Source organism: Novosphingobium sp. (assembly GCF_041915465.1).
Classification (GTDB): Bacteria; Pseudomonadota; Alphaproteobacteria; order Sphingomonadales; family Sphingomonadaceae; genus Novosphingobium.
This window is the reverse complement of sequence record NZ_JAYSBK010000017.1, coordinates 1-15760: the sequence shown is the minus strand read 5'-3', so window position 1 is coordinate 15760 and position 15760 is coordinate 1. Positions and strand designations below refer to the sequence as shown.

Annotated in this window: 17 protein-coding genes and 1 tRNA gene; 9 read left to right on the top strand and 9 right to left on the bottom strand. The window is 65.9% G+C overall.

Annotation, left to right across the window (positions count from 1 at the left end; genetic code table 11):
- Positions 1-29: 29 nt before the first annotated feature.
- The 9 genes from ACE3SN_RS05060 (at position 30) to ACE3SN_RS05020 (ending at position 7274) form a co-directional block, all read left to right on the top strand.
- Complete coding sequence (locus tag ACE3SN_RS05060) at positions 30-830, top strand: pyrroline-5-carboxylate reductase family protein (RefSeq protein WP_374528087.1); 801 nt, start codon at positions 30-32, stop codon at positions 828-830.
- Between the two features lie 106 nt (positions 831-936).
- Positions 937-1680 carry a Bax inhibitor-1/YccA family protein gene (locus tag ACE3SN_RS05055; protein ID WP_374528085.1) on the top strand — a complete coding sequence of 248 codons (744 nt, stop codon included), beginning with the start codon at positions 937-939 and terminating at the stop codon, positions 1678-1680.
- Between the two features lie 155 nt (positions 1681-1835).
- Positions 1836-2549, top strand: a complete 714-nt coding sequence (locus tag ACE3SN_RS05050) for a hypothetical protein (protein WP_374528083.1) — start codon at positions 1836-1838, stop codon at positions 2547-2549.
- Between the two features lie 99 nt (positions 2550-2648).
- Positions 2649-2724: transfer RNA gene (locus tag ACE3SN_RS05045), tRNA-Ala, on the top strand.
- 69 nt (positions 2725-2793) lie between these two features.
- On the top strand, positions 2794-3849 hold the full coding sequence (gene obgE / locus ACE3SN_RS05040) for a GTPase ObgE (RefSeq protein WP_374528081.1): 1056 nt from the start codon (positions 2794-2796) through the stop codon (positions 3847-3849).
- 45 nt (positions 3850-3894) lie between these two features.
- Positions 3895-5025, top strand: a complete 1131-nt coding sequence (proB, locus tag ACE3SN_RS05035) for a glutamate 5-kinase (protein WP_374528079.1) — start codon at positions 3895-3897, stop codon at positions 5023-5025.
- A complete protein-coding gene (locus ACE3SN_RS05030; RefSeq protein ID WP_374528077.1) occupies positions 5022-5933 on the top strand; it encodes an NAD-dependent epimerase/dehydratase family protein in 912 nt (303 codons plus the stop codon). Before proB ends, ACE3SN_RS05030 begins: the two co-directional genes overlap by 4 nt.
- A gap of 98 nt (positions 5934-6031) precedes the next feature.
- Entirely contained in the window at positions 6032-6754 is a 723-nt protein-coding gene (locus tag ACE3SN_RS05025) for a cytochrome b/b6 domain-containing protein (protein WP_374528075.1), read from the top strand.
- A 13-nt stretch (positions 6755-6767) separates the two neighbouring features.
- Complete coding sequence (locus tag ACE3SN_RS05020; protein WP_374528074.1) at positions 6768-7274, top strand: helix-turn-helix transcriptional regulator; 507 nt, start codon at positions 6768-6770, stop codon at positions 7272-7274.
- A gap of 6 nt (positions 7275-7280) precedes the next feature.
- Here the strand turns inward: ACE3SN_RS05020 and ACE3SN_RS05015 are convergent, their stop codons facing one another.
- The 9 genes from ACE3SN_RS05015 to ACE3SN_RS04975 form a co-directional block, all read right to left on the bottom strand.
- Positions 7281-8120: a phosphoadenylyl-sulfate reductase gene (locus tag ACE3SN_RS05015; RefSeq protein ID WP_374528072.1), complete on the bottom strand. Its 840-nt coding sequence runs from the start codon at positions 8118-8120 to the stop codon at positions 7281-7283.
- Positions 8068-8511: a DUF934 domain-containing protein gene (locus ACE3SN_RS05010; protein ID WP_374528070.1), complete on the bottom strand. Its 444-nt coding sequence runs from the start codon at positions 8509-8511 to the stop codon at positions 8068-8070. The genes ACE3SN_RS05015 and ACE3SN_RS05010 overlap by 53 nt, the downstream gene beginning before the upstream one ends.
- A complete protein-coding gene (locus ACE3SN_RS05005) occupies positions 8504-10132 on the bottom strand; it encodes a nitrite/sulfite reductase (protein ID WP_374528069.1) in 1629 nt (542 codons plus the stop codon). Before ACE3SN_RS05005 ends, ACE3SN_RS05010 begins: the two co-directional genes overlap by 8 nt.
- Positions 10132-10428 (bottom strand): DUF2849 domain-containing protein, encoded by a 297-nt coding sequence (locus ACE3SN_RS05000; protein WP_374528067.1) that lies wholly within the window; start codon positions 10426-10428, stop codon positions 10132-10134. Before ACE3SN_RS05000 ends, ACE3SN_RS05005 begins: the two co-directional genes overlap by 1 nt.
- Positions 10425-11204: a uroporphyrinogen-III C-methyltransferase gene (cobA, locus tag ACE3SN_RS04995; RefSeq protein WP_374528066.1), complete on the bottom strand. Its 780-nt coding sequence runs from the start codon at positions 11202-11204 to the stop codon at positions 10425-10427. The genes ACE3SN_RS05000 and cobA overlap by 4 nt, the downstream gene beginning before the upstream one ends.
- A gap of 62 nt (positions 11205-11266) precedes the next feature.
- A complete protein-coding gene (locus tag ACE3SN_RS04990; protein WP_374528064.1) occupies positions 11267-12157 on the bottom strand; it encodes a mechanosensitive ion channel family protein in 891 nt (296 codons plus the stop codon).
- Positions 12154-13392 (bottom strand): cystathionine beta-lyase, encoded by a 1239-nt coding sequence (metC, locus tag ACE3SN_RS04985; protein WP_374528063.1) that lies wholly within the window; start codon positions 13390-13392, stop codon positions 12154-12156. The genes ACE3SN_RS04990 and metC overlap by 4 nt, the downstream gene beginning before the upstream one ends.
- 21 nt (positions 13393-13413) lie before the next feature.
- Complete coding sequence (sseA, locus tag ACE3SN_RS04980) at positions 13414-14259, bottom strand: 3-mercaptopyruvate sulfurtransferase (RefSeq protein ID WP_374528061.1); 846 nt, start codon at positions 14257-14259, stop codon at positions 13414-13416.
- Positions 14260-14411: 152 nt separating this feature from the next.
- Positions 14412-15578, bottom strand: coding sequence for a hypothetical protein (locus tag ACE3SN_RS04975; RefSeq protein WP_374528059.1), 1167 nt, complete (start codon positions 15576-15578; stop codon positions 14412-14414).
- Positions 15579-15760 lie beyond the last annotated feature (182 nt).

The following is a 15760-nucleotide window of genomic DNA, read 5'->3' as shown; positions in this document are numbered from 1 at the left end:
TTAGGGGAGGGGCCGACAGGAGCCTTCCCATGATCTTCAATTCGATCCTCATCTTCGGCTGCGGCAACATGGGCGGGGCGATGCTCGCCGGATGGCTGCGCGATGGCGCCGCGCCGCAGACCTTCACCGTGGTCGATCCCTATCTCGAAGCCGCCCCCGCCGGGGTCGAACTGCTGCGCGAAGTACCGCAGGATCGACGGTTCGATGCCGTGCTGCTTGGCGTGAAGCCGCAGATGCTCGACGATGTCGCGCCGCTACTCGCGCCTGTGCTCAAGGCGGACACGATCCTGTTCTCGATCCTCGCCGGGGTTGAACTTGCCAGCCTCGCGGCACGCTTTCCGGGCGCGGGGGCAGTGGTGCGGATCATGCCGAACCTTGCCGCCGCGATCGGCAAGTCGCCCATCGCGCTGTTCGACGAAGGGCTGGACGATGCCAGCCGCGCCGGGGTTACCGCGCTGATGGAGGCGCTCGGTACGCCCGAGTGGCTGGCGGCGGAATGCGAATTTGACCTGGTCACCGCGCTGGCGGGCTGCGGGCCGGGTTTCGTCTACCGCTTCATCGATGCGCTGGCGAGCGGGGCGGCGGCGTTGGGCCTCGATCCGGCGCAGGCCGGGCGGCTGGCCGTGGCGACGGTGGAAGGCGCGGCGCAGCTTGCCGCCGCATCGCCGCATTCGCCCGCCGAACTGGCCCGCCGTGTCGCCAGTCCGGGCGGCTCGACGCAAAAGGGACTCGACGTGCTGGATGAAGGCGGCGCGTTGGCCAAGCTTATGCTGGCGACGTTGCGCGCCTCACGCGATCGCAATGCCGAAATGGCCGCCGCCGCGCGCTGATACAAATTGCGACGAAGCCTTGTCGTGTTTTGCTTGAAAGCGTGGGCTTTCAGCCCGATATTCCGTTCATCGCCTCTATTGCGGGGCGGACAAGGAGTTTTGACTGATGGCTGACTGGAATGATCGGCAGCCCACCGGCACGGGCTTTGGTGCCTCGCCTTCGCTGAATGGCATTTCGTTTGGCGGTGTTTCGAGTGACGAAGGGCTGCGTCGCCACATGCTGGCGATTTACAACTACATGGCTTCGGGCGTGCTGCTTTCGGGCATCATCGCGATGCTGTTCGCGCGTTCGGGCATGGCGCTCCAGCTCATGACCTCGCCGTTGGGTTTCGTGATCCAGCTGGCGCCGCTGGGCTTTATCCTGGCGATGAGCTTTGGCCTCAACCGCATGCAGACCTCGACGCTGCAGATCCTGTTCTGGGCCTTCGCGGCAACGATGGGCCTGTCGCTGTCGATGATCTTCCTCGTCTATACCGGCGGCTCGATCGCGGTGGCCTTCTTCTCGACCGCTGCGGCCTTCGCGGGGCTGAGCCTCTATGGCTACAGCACCGGGCGCGATCTGTCGGGCTTGGGCACCTTCTTCCTGATGGGCCTGATCGGCCTGATCGTGGCCTCGCTGCTCAACCTCTGGCTCAAGTCGCCGGGGCTGTACTGGGCCACCAGCGTGATCGGCGTGCTGATCTTCGCCGGGCTCACCGCCTATGACACCCAGAAGCTCAAGGAACAGTATGCCTATGTCGCCGGTACCGATTTTGCCGGCAAGGCAGTCGTGATGGGGGCGCTGAACCTCTACCTCGATTTCATCAACATGTTCCTTTACCTGCTGCGGTTCCTTGGCGATCGCCGCTGATCGACAATCAACCACAGAATGTCGTGCCCGGAGTGCCAAGCGGTGCTCCGGGCATTTTCATTGCGCGGCAATCGGTATAGTGCTGCGACGAAGCCTTGATTTGGGGCAGTTTGGTGAGTTTCGCGGCTTTGCCGGAATATGAGGGTTTGAAGGCAATGGGTTCGCAGTTTCGCAAGTCGGTAATGGTGGGCGGGATCGCTGTCATGCTCACGGCCCTGGCCGCGTGTGGCCCGAAGTCGACCCCGCCGCCCCCGCCGCCCCCGTCGCCCCCGCCGCCGGTCGTGGTAATCCCGCCGCGCCCGATGCCGCCGCTGGGCGCGGCTGCCGGCCTGTTTGTGCCGACCATGGGGCCCGACGGGGTTCGCAACACGATCAACGCGCATATCTCGCCCGCGCAGACCGTGTGGAATCTGCGCTCGGCCTACAACGTCGCCGCGCTCAACTGCCTGTCGCCTGAGCATGCCGAGATCCTCAGCGGCTACAAGACCTTCCTCAAGATCCAGAAGAAGGGCCTTGCCAACGCTAACGCCACGGTCGACGCCGAATTCAAGAAGAAGCACGGTGCCGGCTATATCCGCCCGCGCGAGGCCTACATGACGCAGGTCTATAATTTCTACGCCTACCCGCCGACGCTGCAGAACTTTTGCGATGCCGCGCTGGTCGTGGCGCGCGAATCGACCACGGTGAAGCCGGCCGAATTGACGGCGTTCTCGACCCGCAGCCTGGCTCTGCTTGATTCCGTGTTCGAAACCTTCTTCCGCAGTTATGAGCAGTACCTTGGCGATGCCGCGAACTGGGATGCCAAGTACGCGCCCAAGCCTGCCAGCCCGCAGCCACAGGGGGCCTTGTCCGCGCCCGCGACGCATTGATCGCGTCAGCTGCTAAATTTGTTCTTTCATGAGTGGCACCTCTTCGCTAAGGAGCCGCTCTCGCGGGACGGCATTGTCGCTCCGCGCTCGCACTGGAACGGGGCCGTAGCTCAGATGGGAGAGCGCGTCGTTCGCAATGACGAGGTCAGGGGTTCGATCCCCCTCGGCTCCACCAGTAGCGCTTTTTCTTTCCCGACGTGGTAGGCTGATTGTCGCTGACCACCTTTGCGACATTCAGAACACCATGCATTTTCTCGACCAGGCCAAGATCTATGTTCGCGCGGGCGCAGGCGGCCCTGGGGCGGTCTCGTTCCGGCGTGAGAAATACATCCAGTACGGCGGGCCGGACGGCGGCAATGGCGGCAAGGGCGGCGATATCATTTTCGAAGCGGTCGCGGGCCTCAATACCCTGATCGACTTTCGCTATACCCAGCACTTCAAGGCCCAGCGCGGTGGCCATGGTTCGGGTAAGAACCGCAACGGTGCGGCGGGCGAGGATCTGGTAATCAAGGTGCCTGTGGGCACGCAGGTCATTTCCGACGATGATCGCGAAACGGTACTGGCTGACCTCACCGAGGCGGGCCAACGCGTGACCCTGCTTGAAGGCGGGCTGGGCGGGCGCGGCAATGCCAGCTACAAGACCAGCACCAATCGCGCCCCGCGCCAGCATCAGCCGGGCATGCCGACCGAGGAACTGTGGGTCTGGCTGCGCTTGAAGCTGCTGGCCGACGTGGGCCTGGTCGGCCTGCCCAATGCGGGCAAGTCCACCTTCATCAACCAGATCACCAACACCAAGGCCAAGGTGGGCGACTATGCCTTCACCACACTGCGCCCGCAGCTGGGCGTGGTGCGGCACAAGAACCGCGAATTCGTGCTGGCTGACATCCCCGGGCTGATCGCTGGCGCGGCCGAAGGCGCGGGCGTGGGTGACCGGTTCCTGGGCCATATCGAGCGCTGCCGCGTGCTGATCCACCTGATCGACGTGAACGGCACCGACCCGGCGGAGGCGCTGGAAATCGTCGAGGACGAACTGGCCGCCTATGGCGAGGGACTGGACGAAAAGCCGCGCCTGATCGCGCTCAACAAGATCGACACGGTCGACAAGGAACTGGTCGGCGCCTTCGTCAAGGAATTGAAGGCGGCAGGGGCCAAGCGCGTGTTTCCGATCTCGGGCGCGACCGGCAAGGGCCTCGACGCCCTGCTCGACGCGGTGCTCGAATACTTGCCCGCCGCGACTGTTACCGAGCGCCCTGCCGGTGAGCGCGAAGAGAGCGACGACACTCCGTGGTCGCCGCTCTGATCCGGAACGCTTGCATCTCGGCGCATTTTGCCTAATCCCGCCGCGATGAAGATCGCGCGCCTTTCCGACCTTGCCGATGCCAAGGCCTGCCCCCGTCTGGTGGTCAAGGTCGGCTCGTCGTTGCTGGTCGGCAAGCAGGGCGTACGGCGCGAATGGCTGCAAGGGCTGGTTACCGAAATCGCCGCGGCGCGGGCGCGCGGTCAAGACGTGATCGTGGTGTCGTCCGGCGCGATTGCGCTGGGAGCGGCGACGCTCAAGCTCGACAAGGGCGGGCGCGGCAGCCTCGCCGATGCACAGGCCGCCGCTGCCGTGGGCCAGATCGCGCTGTCGGGGCTGTGGGCCGAACTGCTGGGCGCGCATGGGCTTACCGCCGCGCAATTGCTGCTGACGCTCGAAGACCTTGAGGATCGCCGCCGCTACCTCAACGCCACGGCCACGCTGACCCGGCTGATGGACGCTGGCGCCGTGCCGGTGATCAACGAGAATGACAGCGTCGCCACGCAGGAAATCCGTTTTGGCGACAACGACCGGCTCGCCGCGCGCGTGGCACAAGCCGCGCGGGCCGATGCGGTGCTGCTGCTCTCCGACGTCGATGGCCTGTTCGACCGCAACCCGGCCGAAGCCGGGGCGCAGATGCTGCACGAAGTGCGCGGGGTGACGGCGGAAATTCACGCGATGGCGACGGGCGGCTCCTCGTCCGGCATGGGTTCGGGCGGGATGACGTCCAAGCTGCAGGCGGCCGAAATTGCCGAACGCGCCGGGATCGCGCTGGTGATCGCCAGCGGCCTTCACGATGCACCGGTGGCGCGGGCCTGCCAGCAGGGGATCGGGACGCTGTTCCTGCCGCGCCGCAAGGATGCCGCGCGCAAGGCCTGGCTGGGCGGTCGGCTGCGGCTGAAAGGCGTACTGACCGTCGATGCCGGTGCCGCGCGGGCGCTGGGCCGGGGCGGAAGCCTGCTTGCCGCCGGGATCGTTGGCGTCGAAGGCGAGTTTCAGCGCGGCGATGCTGTGGCGATCCAAAGCGACGCAGGGGCAACGCTGGCGCATGGCCTGGCCGAATACGATGCCGCCGAATGCGCGCGGCTGATGGGCACGCAATCGGGCGAGCAGGCCGAACTGCTGGGTTATGCCCCGCGCTCCGCCGTGGTCCACCGCGACCAGCTGGTCGTTCTGTGACGATAGCGATCACCGGGGCGACCGGTTTCGTCGGACAGACGCTGCTTGATCAGTCGGCCAAGGCCGGGTTGGAAGTGCGGGCGCTGACCCGGCGCGGGCAAGGCGCGCGCAAGGGTGTCGAATGGGTGCAGGGCGATCTTGAAGCTCACAATGCCTTGCGCCAGCTGGTGCGCGGGGCCGAGGCGGTGATCCATGTTGCCGGTGTGGTCAATGCCCCCGATCCCGCCGGGTTCGAGACGGGCAACGTCACCGGCACGCTCAATCTGATCGAGGCCGCGAAGGCCGAGGGCGTGCAGCGCTTCGTGCTGGTTTCTTCGCTTTCGGCGCGCGAACCTTCACTATCGGTTTATGGGGCGTCCAAGGCCCGCGCGGAAAAGCTGGTCAAGGCCAGTGCGCTCGACTGGTCGATCGTGCGTCCGCCGGCGGTCTACGGTCCGCGCGACACCGAGATGTTCGACATGTTCCGCCTCGCCCGCTGGGGGCTAATGCCGATGCCGCCCAGCGACGGACGCACTTCGGTGATCCACGCGGAAGACCTGTCGCGCCTGCTGCTGGCCCTGGTGCCGGGCGGAGAAGGGGTCAGTCACCGCACGTTCGAGCCTGACGATGGGCGCAAGGACGGCTGGAGTCACTATGAACTTGCCCGCGCGATCGGCTGGGCAGTGGGTCGGCGGCCGATGGTGCTGCACCTTTCGCGCGGGGCGCTCGAAAAAGTGGCCAGGGCAGACACGTTCCTGCGCCGCCACAAGGCCAAGCTGACGCTCGACCGAGTTGGTTATATGAGCCATCCTGACTGGGTGGTCAGTCATGGCAAGCGTCCGCCGCAGGGTTTGTGGCGACCGCTGATTTCCACGCGCGAGGGGCTCAAGGCGACGGCCCAGTGGTACCGCGAGAACAAGTGGTTTTGATCTAAGCAGCTGCTTAGGCGTGCCTGTGTAAGCGCCTGTGCCTCGCGCAGGGGCGCGTACGGTGCCAGTTCCCCGGCGGGGAGCACAGGAGCACCGACATGACTGACACCACCGAACAGATCACGCCGCAGCCGCGCCGCTGGGATCCGATCGTCAAGCTGACCCACTGGGGCATTGTTGCCGCCGTGATCGGCAATGCGCTGGTAACCGAGGAAGGTTCCGGCTGGCACATCTGGGTCGGCTATGGCCTCGCTGCGCTGCTGGGGCTGCGGCTGCTGTGGGGCGTGATCGGTCCGCGTGAGGCACGCTTCAGCGCCTTTCCGCCAAGCCCGGGCAGGGCCGTGGCGCATCTGGGTGAGATCGGGCGCGGCGAAGTGAAGCGCCATGCCTCGCACAATCCGCTTGGCGCGCTGATGGTCTACGCGATTTGGGGCACCCTGCTGGTGGTAATCGGCAGCGGTATCGCCATGTCCGGCCCCCCGCCCGCCAATCCCTCTGCCGTCGAAGGCCGCGAAGGCGGGGAAAAGGGCGAAGCGGCAGCGAGCGAAGGTCGTCAAAGCGAAGCAGAGGAAGCGCGCGAGCGCGGTGAACTGGCTGCTCCTGCACCTGCCGCCGAGCGCGCCGAAGCTGCTGAAGGCGGCGAAGCAGGTGAGGGTGGCGAAGGCGAGGAAGACGAAGCACTGGAAGAAGTGCATGAGATCGCCGTCAATCTGCTCTATCTGCTGATTGCACTGCACCTGATGGGCGTCGTCTTCGAAACGCGGCGCAGCGGGCGCGAGATTGTTGGCGCGATGCTGCCGGGTGGCAATCGCAGCGCCTGAACCGAGGGCCTGAATGACGCAAACCCCATCTTCGCATGACAAGCGCCGCGACCGGCAGATCGTGTTGGTCGCGGCGATTGTCGTGGTTCAGGCTGTTGCGGCGGTGTTCTTCGTGGCGGATGCGCTGGGCGATGCCGCCGAAGATGGCATGACGCGCCATATCCTGATCGAAGCGTTGATCGCCTTTGCCCTGCTGGCAGGCGTCGGTTTGGGAGCCTGGCATACGCGCGTCCTGCTGGCCGAGGCGCGGCGGAGCGAACAGGCGCTGGCGATTGCCTCGGGTGCGCTGGCCGAGCACATCGCACGCAAGTTTGACGAATGGGGGCTGACCCGCGCGGAAAGCGACGTCGCGCTATTCGCGCTCAAGGGCTGTGATGCGGCGGAAATCGCAAGGCTGCGCCACGCTTCGCCTGGAACGGTGCGAGCGCAGCTCAGCCACGTCTACGCCAAGGCCGGGGTCACCAGCCAGGCCGCGCTGGTCAGCCTGTTCATCGAAGACCTGTTGGCGCCGCGAGACTGATCCGGGTCAGAACGCCGGATCGTAACCTGGTGGCAGATCCGTGACGCCTTCGGCCGCGCCATCGACGTGGATGCCGCATTCGGTCTTGTCCCAGCCGCGCCAGCGGCCCGCGCGCGGGTCCTCGCCCGGCGCAACCTTGCTGGTGCAGGGCGAGCAGCCGATGGAAGGATAGCCCTGCGTCACCAGCGGGTGCGGCGGCAGGCCGGTGGCGGTGAAATAGCTTTCGATCTGGTCGCTCGACCAGTCGGCCAGCGGATTGACCTTGAGCCGCCCGGCGGCATCAGTGGTATCCAGCTCGAAGCGGGCAAGGCCGGCGCGGGTCGCGCTCTGGAAGCCCTTGCGGCCGGTGAAGCTGGCATCGAAGCCCGTCAGCGCCTTGGCCAGCGGAGCCACCTTGCGGATCTCGCAGCAGCCATCCGGGTCATAGGACCAGCGCAGGCCGTTTTCGTCGCGCTTGGCGATGTCCTCCTGCTCGGGCGTCAGGTTGATCAGATTGGTGAGGCCGATCCGCGCCACCAGTTCATCGCGATAGGCCAGCGTTTCGGGGAAATGCTTGCCCGTATCGAGGAACAGCACCGGCACCGCCTTGTCGATTCTGGCGAGCAGGTGAAGCAGCACCGCGCTTTCCGCGCCGAAGCTGGACACCGCGGCAATCCGTCCAGCCAGGCCGTCCTTCAGCACCGCTTCAAGCATTTCGTGCGTGCCGACACCCGCAAAGCGCGCGTTGAGCGCTTCAGCCTGCGCGGCGGTAAAACGCGCCGCAGTGTCCAGCCGGTCGATGCGCCGGGCGGTTTCAGGCACGCTGGGGCACCCCGTGACGCGACGCCCAGATCGGAGCGCGACCATCGGTGGTCGGCTGATAGACCTCGCCATAGCGACTGAACGCAGCCTCGGCATCGGCGGCATTGAGGGGAATGTCGGGTGCGAAGGAATCAAAGCCGCAGCGCCGCATGAACGCGATCTGGTCGACCAGCACCTCGCCCACCGCGCGCAGCTCGCCGGTATAGCCGGCCTCACGCAGGATGCGGGCAGCCGAAGATCCGCGGCCGTCGCCGAACACCGGGAAGTTCACTTCGATCAGTTGAATCCGGCCAAGGTGGGGCAGCAGGTCGCGCGCGTCATCGCCCGGTTCGATCCGGACAGCGGCGGCGTTGGACTGATCGCCAAAGGCATCGACGGTGACGCCGGGATCGGACACCGGTTCGTCATCGCGGAACCGGAACTGGACTTCAGCCATAGATCGCCTCCTTGAACGCAGGCATGCCAAGACGGCGGTAGGTATCGAGAAAGCGCTCGCCATCCTGGCGCTGCGCGAGGTAGAAATCGGTGGCGCGTTCGACCGCATCGACGATCCCGTTCTCGTCGAAGCCGGGGCCGGTGATCTGGCCGAGCGAAGTGTCTGCCGCTTCGCTTCCGCCCAGCAGCAACTGGTAGTTCTCCACCCCCTTGCGGTCGACCCCGAGGATGCCGATGTGGCCCGCGTGGTGGTGGCCGCAAGCGTTGATGCAGCCCGAAATCTTGAGCTTCAGCTCGCCGATTTCCTGCTCTTTCGCAGCCATGCGTTCAGAGATCTTCTGCGCGATCGGGATCGAGCGGGCATTGGCGAGCGTGCAGTAATCGAGGCCCGGGCAGGCGATGATGTCGCCGATCCGGTCAAGGTTGGCCGAGCCAAGGCCATTCGCTTCGAGCACCTGCCACAGCGTGTAAAGATCGGCCTTCCTGACGTGCGGCAGGACGATGTTCTGGGCGTGGGTCACGCGCAGTTCGTCGAAGCTGTACTGCTTGGCCAGATCGGCCATCAGGCGGATCTGGTCAGCGCTGGCGTCCCCCGGGATGCCGCCGACGGGCTTCAGGCTGATCACCGCGATGGCATAGCCGGGCTGCTTGTGCGCCACGGTATTGCGATCAAGCCAGAGCGCGAAGCCCGGGTCGGAGCGGTCGATTTCGTCCGAAGCGCCAGCCTCGAAAGCAGGATCGGTGAAGTGCGCCTTGATGCGCTCCAGCTCGGCCAGCGGCGGCTCGATATTTTGCGTGAGCAGGTGGGCGAATTCTTCCTCGACCTGGCGGGTGTATTCGTCCTTGCCCAGTTCGTGGACCAGGATCTTGATCCGCGCCTTGTACTTGTTGTCGCGCCGGCCATAGCGGTTGTAGACCCGCAGGCAAGCCTCGGAATAGGTGATCATCTGGTCGATCGGCACGAAGGCGTTGATGCACGGCGCGATCATCGGGGTGCGGCCCATGCCGCCGCCGACATAGAACGCGGCGCCGATTTCACCGGCTTCGTTCTTCACAATCTCGATGCCGATGTCGTGCAGGCGCATTGCCGCGCGGTCGGTCGCGCTGGCGATTACCGCCATCTTGAACTTGCGCGGCAGGAAGCTGAATTCCGGATGGAACGTGCTCCATTGGCGGATCAGTTCGGCATAGGGGCGCGGATCGACGACTTCGTCGGCGGCGGCCCCGGCGTACTGATCGGACGTGGTGTTGCGGATGCAGTTCCCGCTGGTCTGGATTGCGTGCATTTCGACCGAGGCGAGGTCGGCCAGAATGTCGGGCGCGTCTTCCAGCTTGATCCAGTTGTACTGGATGTTCTGGCGGGTGGTGAAGTGGCCATAGCCGCGGTCATACTTGTCGGCGATGTCGCCCAGCATCCGCATCTGCGCGGAATTGAGCGTGCCATAGGGCACCGCCACGCGCAGCATATAGGCGTGGAGCTGCAGGTAGAGCCCGTTCATCAGGCGCAGCGGGCGGAAGGCTTCCTCGGGCAGGCTGCCATCGAGACGGCGGCGAACTTGGTCGCGGAACTCGTCAACGCGGGCATCGACCATGGCCTGGTCGTATTGGTCATACTTGTACATCAGATCACCCAGTTGCCGGCTTCGGGATCGGCCGGCTTAAGCGTAAGGTCGGGACGCACGGTCGGGCCGAGCGCGCGGATGCGGTCCTTGATGTGAGCCGGACGGACGCCGTCCGCGTCCTTGACCGCTTCGATCGCATAGGCTCCGGTCACCCGGCGCGCGGCCTGTTCGCGGTCCATGATCGCTTCGGCGTGGTCACCCACATCGACGGCGTCTTCGACATGGAGCGACCACTGTACGCCGTCCCACCAGGTGACGGCGCCGGATTTCAAATCATTCCCGGTCAGGATCTTCACTTCACAACCTCCAGCGCGATGGCGCGCAGTTCTGCTTCTGCCTGCGGTTCGGCCGTGACTTCTCCGATCACGATCAGTGCAGGGCTTTTGACCTTGTTCGCCGCAACCAGCGTCGGCAGCCCGGCCAGTGGACCGCGCAGCACGCGCATTTCGGGGCGGGTGGCGTTTTCGATCACGGCGACGGGCATTTCGGGGGCAAGGCCGTCGGCGATCAGCTTTTCGGCGATGGCTTCGGCCGTGGCGACGCCCATGTAGATCACCAGCGTGCGGCCAACACCGGCAAGGCCGGCCCAGTTCTGGTCCGACAGGCCCTTGCACTGCCCCGCGACGAAGCTGACGACCGAAGCCGCCTTGCGGTGGGTCAGCGGCAGCTGGGCGGCGGCAGCCGCGCCGATCGCGGCGCTGATCCCGGGGACGACTTCCACCGGCACGCCCGCCGCGCGGCAGGCTTCGGCCTCTTCACCGCCCCGCCCGAAAATGAACGGATCGCCGCCCTTCAGGCGCACCACATCGCGGCCCGCCAGCGCCTCGCGCACCAGCAGGGCGTTGATCTCTTCCTGGCGCATAGTGTGGCGCGAACGGCTCTTGGCGACGGAGACGAGCTGCGTGCCGGCGCGGGCGAGGGCCAGGATCGCGGGATCGACCAACCCATCGTGCACGATCAGGCGCGCCTGCATGATCAGCCGCGCGGCGCGCAGCGTCAGCAGATCGGGATCGCCGGGACCGGCGCCGACCAGCCAGACCTTACCGGCAGAGGGGGTGTTAGCTTTGCTCATGCTGGCGAATTGGCCCCGCGCATCGGGACTTGCCAGTCAGAAAGCCTTTGCAGGGGGTAAGGTCAGCTATCGCCCTCGCTGCGGGGCGGCCAATCCCGGATATGAACATCCTGCTGCGGAAAGGGAATTTCCACACCGTTCGCGCGGAACTTCTTCAGGATGAGCTTAAGCAGGTCCGAGCGCAGGTCACCGATCCCGACCTCCGGATCGTCGATCCACACCTGCACTTCGAAATCGATCGCATTGGGGCCGAAGCCGGTCACCCAGACCGTTGGTTCAAGCAGATTGCGCAGCCGTGGCAATTCGCGGGCGGCTTCCAGCAGCAGGCGCTCCACCAGCTCGATGTCGCTGGAGTAGGCCACGCCCACCGGTACGCGGATTCGCACGTCGCGCGAGCTGAACGACCAGTTTTCGACCTGGCTGGTCATCAGCAGTTCGTTGGGGATGATATATTCGATCTGATCGCGGGTGATGACCGAAACGGCTCGGATGCCGATCCGGTTGACTTGGCCGAAAGTGCGGGTCGTGCCATCGCCCACCGCGATTACGTCGCCCGGCTTGATCGACCGGTCCATCAGCAGGATGATGCCGGAAATCAGGTTGCCGAAGGTCTTCTGCAGGCCAAAGCCGACGGCAAGGCCGATCGCGCCGGAAAACACCGTAAGAGCGGTCAGGCTGATGCCAAGGATGTCGATCCCGATCAGGATCAGCCCCAGCCAGACGACGATCCCCACCAGCTTTTCGCCGAGCAGCTGCTCCGCCCCGTCCAGCCGGGTCATGCGGCGGAACATGCGCTTGACGAACATGTTGATGAACCAGCCCGAGACGAGGACCCCGGCACCAACCGCGACGATCAGCAGCGCCCGGTAGATCGAAATGCGATAGTCGCCGACATCGAACCCGAAGGAATCGAGCCAGCCCATGAATTCGGGGATGCTGCGAATTGCATTCATGCTGCGTTCCGGGCGGAGTTCCAGGCGGCAAGGCCGCGCTCCATGTCGGCGATCAGGTCTGCCGGGTCTTCAAGCCCGATCGACAGGCGCACGCCAAAGCGGTCGGTGCTGGCCATACCGGGCAGCGGCCAGGCGGTGGCGCTGCGCAGGCTTGCCGGATCGATCGGGGTGGCAAGGCTTTCGAACCCGCCCCAGCTGAAGCCGATCCCGAACAGGCTGAGTGCATCGATAAAGGCATCGCGCGCCGCGCCATCCTTGCCCTTGAAGACGAAGCTGAACAGCCCGCAGCCGCCGCTGAAATCGCGTTTCCACACATCGTGACCGGGCGAACCGGGCAGCATCGGGCAAAGCACCCTTGCGATTTCAGCGCGCGATTCCAGCCACTTGGCAATCTCAAGCGCACTTGAGGTTTCACGTTCGAGCCGAAGACCCATGGTGCGCAAGCCCCGCGAAGCGAGCGCGGCGTCGTCTGGCGAAACGACCTGGCCCAGCTGCTGCGCCCTGTGGCGCAGCCTGGCGTAGTATTTCTCGCCCGCGCTGGCGCTGCCGAGCATGACGTCGCTGTGCCCGCCGACGTGCTTGGTCAGGCTCATCACCGCGATGTCGGCACCGCGTTCGAGCGCGGGAAAGCCCAGCGGCGATGCCCAGGTGTTGTCGAGTACCACGGTCACCCCGCGTGCGTGCGCGATGGCGGAAAGCGCGGGAACGTCCTGTACTTCCATGGTCAGGCTGCCCGGGCTTTCAAGCAGGACGGCCTTGGTCCGCTCGCAAATCGCGGCTTCAAAGGCGGCCGGGTCGAGCGGATCGAACCATCGGGTCTCGACACCGAAGTCCTTCAGCAATCCGCGTCCCATACTGCGGGTCGGCTCATAGGCGTTGTCGGTCATCAGCAGGACATCGCCAGGGCGCAGCACTGCCATGAGCGCGCCCGCCAAAGCCGCCACGCCCGAGGGATAAAGCACGGTTCCGGCGGCGCCCGGTTCCAGCGCGGTCAGCGCGTCGGCCAGCGCCCACTGGGTCGGCGCGCCGCGACGGCCGTAATAGAAATGGCCGTCGGCATTGGGCTTTCCGGCATGCAGCGCGGCCGTATCGGGATAGAGGTGCGTGCTGGCGCGCCAGACCGGCACGCTCACGACCGAACCCGGCTCGCTGGGCGTTCCCGTCCAGTCCGCCCGTCGCCCGCTGGTGACCAGCCGGGTCGCCGGCTTCAGGTTCTCGTCGTCGTGACCGCTCATCAGGTTAGTGGTGACCCTGCCTCACGCAGCGGTCAAGGTCGCCTTGGGAGTATCCGGGTCGTTGCCCCACTCGGTCCAGCTGCCATCGTAAAGCGCGGCATCGTCCTTGCCGATCAGGTGGAGGGCAAAGATCAGGACGCAGGCGGTAACCCCGCTGCCGCAGCTGGTGATGACCGGCTTCGACAGGTCCACCCCGGCACCTTCAAACGCGGCCTTGAGGCCGGCCTTGTCCTTGAAGGTGCCGTCGGCGTTATACAGGACCGTGTATGGGACGTTGAACGAACCTGGGATGTGGCCGCAGGCGATGCCCGGGCGCGGATCGGCTTCTTCGCCCGACCAGCGCTTGGCGCCGCGCGCGTCGATTACTTGTTCTTCCTTCGAATGGAGGTTGGCCAGCACGTGGGCTTTGGTGCGCACGTTCTTGTCATCCTGCCAGACGGTGAAGTGGCGGTGGCGCAGGGTTTCCTTGCCCTGGGCCACGGCGCGGCCTTCGGCCTTCCACTTGGCAATGCCGCCATCGAGGATCGCGACGTCGTGCGCGCCGAACATCTTGAGCATGAACCAGGCGCGTGCCGAGGTCTTCACCGCGCTGTCATCGTAGAGCACGATCCGGCTGCCATCGCCGAGGCCCAGCGACTGCATCCGGCTGGCAAACTTTTCCGCCGGGGGCAGGGTGTTCTCAACCGGAGCATTGCTATCCACCAGGTCGCCGAGGTCCATGAATACCGCGCCGGGGATATGCCCGGCCTCGTATTCGGCCTGCGGATCCCGCCCGGTGCCAGGCAGATGCTTGGTGCAGTCCACAATCCTCAGATCACTCGCGCCCATTTCGTTGGCGAGCCACTCGGTCGAAACCAGACTTTCCATGTTCCCTGTGTCCTCCTGACGTTCACTGCGCGGCATTTCGCCGTCTTGGCAGCTTTCCCCCGCGCTGCACTTGCGAAAGAGTTAGACCCAGCCGGGGCGAACGTCGAGGGGGACTTTTAGAAAATCGCCAGTGGTCAGCGCGGTCAGGCGCGTCAGGCAACGGCTCGCTGGCCGATCCGCGTAAAGGTGCGCGGGCCGAGGTCGAGCCGGAAGGGGCGCAGGGCGGCGGCGGGATATTCGGGCACTTCGCCGACCACGAAAGTCTGCACCATAACCAGGTTGTCGCCCGCAGCGGTGCTGCCTTCGATGCGCAGCCTGGCAAGCGGCACGAAATATGCCGCCTCGCCGGCCCGAATCGGAGTGACGGCGGCCAGCGGTAGGCGGAAATCGCCCGAAAATTCGACGCTTTCGCCCGGTTCGAGCGATACGGCGGCATGGCGCAGTTCAAGCCGCTGGGCATCGCTGGCGATCTGCTGTTCGGGCGGCAGCGAGGCATGGGCCGAGATCATGTCGCCTTCCACCGCCAGTGTCGTCAACGGTTCGGCGCCGTGATTGGTGAGCTTGAGAGTGTAGTTAAGCGTGGTTGCTACCAGCGAGGCGGTCAATCGGCGGGCCTCAAGCGCGACGGCGAGGCCGGTCCGGGGCATGGCGGCGACCGAGAGTTGCGGTTCGGGCAGGCGCGGCGCCGGGGCAGGCGTGGAGGGCTGCCGGGGTTCGGGCTCAGGCTCGGGCACGACTGGCGGTTCGAAGGTGATTCGCGGCGTCTGCTCGGCGCGGCCGCGCCACCACCAGGCCGCGAACAGCGCTACCAGCACCGCGAGCGCGCCCGCGATCCAAGGCCAATTGGCCGCGAGGCCGGACGCGCTCGGAGTGGGCGCTTCGGCCGGAGCGGCAAGCGTGGGCATGCCAAGCGGCGCGCTTGCTGGCGCAGCAGCCTCGGTGGCGGGCAAGGTGGTCGCGGTTTCGCCGGGTGCGGGCGCGGCGATCGTCGGAGCGGCGGCCGGACTGGCGGCAGTTGGGCGCGGCGCAGGCTGGGCGGCCCGAGTCGCGCTGGCGGCCGGCGTGCGGGTCACGGTCGGAGTGGCGCTTGGGGCAGGTGCTGGCTGGGTAAGGGTGGGCGCAGGGGATGGGGTGGCAGTCGGACGGACTACCGGCTGGCGAACCACCGGATTGTCGGGATCGACTGGGCCTTGCGCGTTCGATGGTGCCTGGGTTGTTGTCGCACCGGGAAGGCGATAGTCGGTGATCGATTGAGCGGCGGTCGGGGCAGCGGTGACCAGCAGGCCCAGCGCCGCCGCGCCGACTGCCAAAGCCCGCACTCCCCCTGACCTTTTCATGACTACGTCCGTTCCTTGTTCTGACACGCGCCTAGCCGCCCGGCTACTTAATGGGAAGTGAACCCGCCGTTTCCAACCGCCGACTTGTGCTTGCCGCGCGATCGGGGCATTGCGCGTGACATGTCAGACACACCAAATCCGCTGCACCTGGGCCAGCAGAGCGC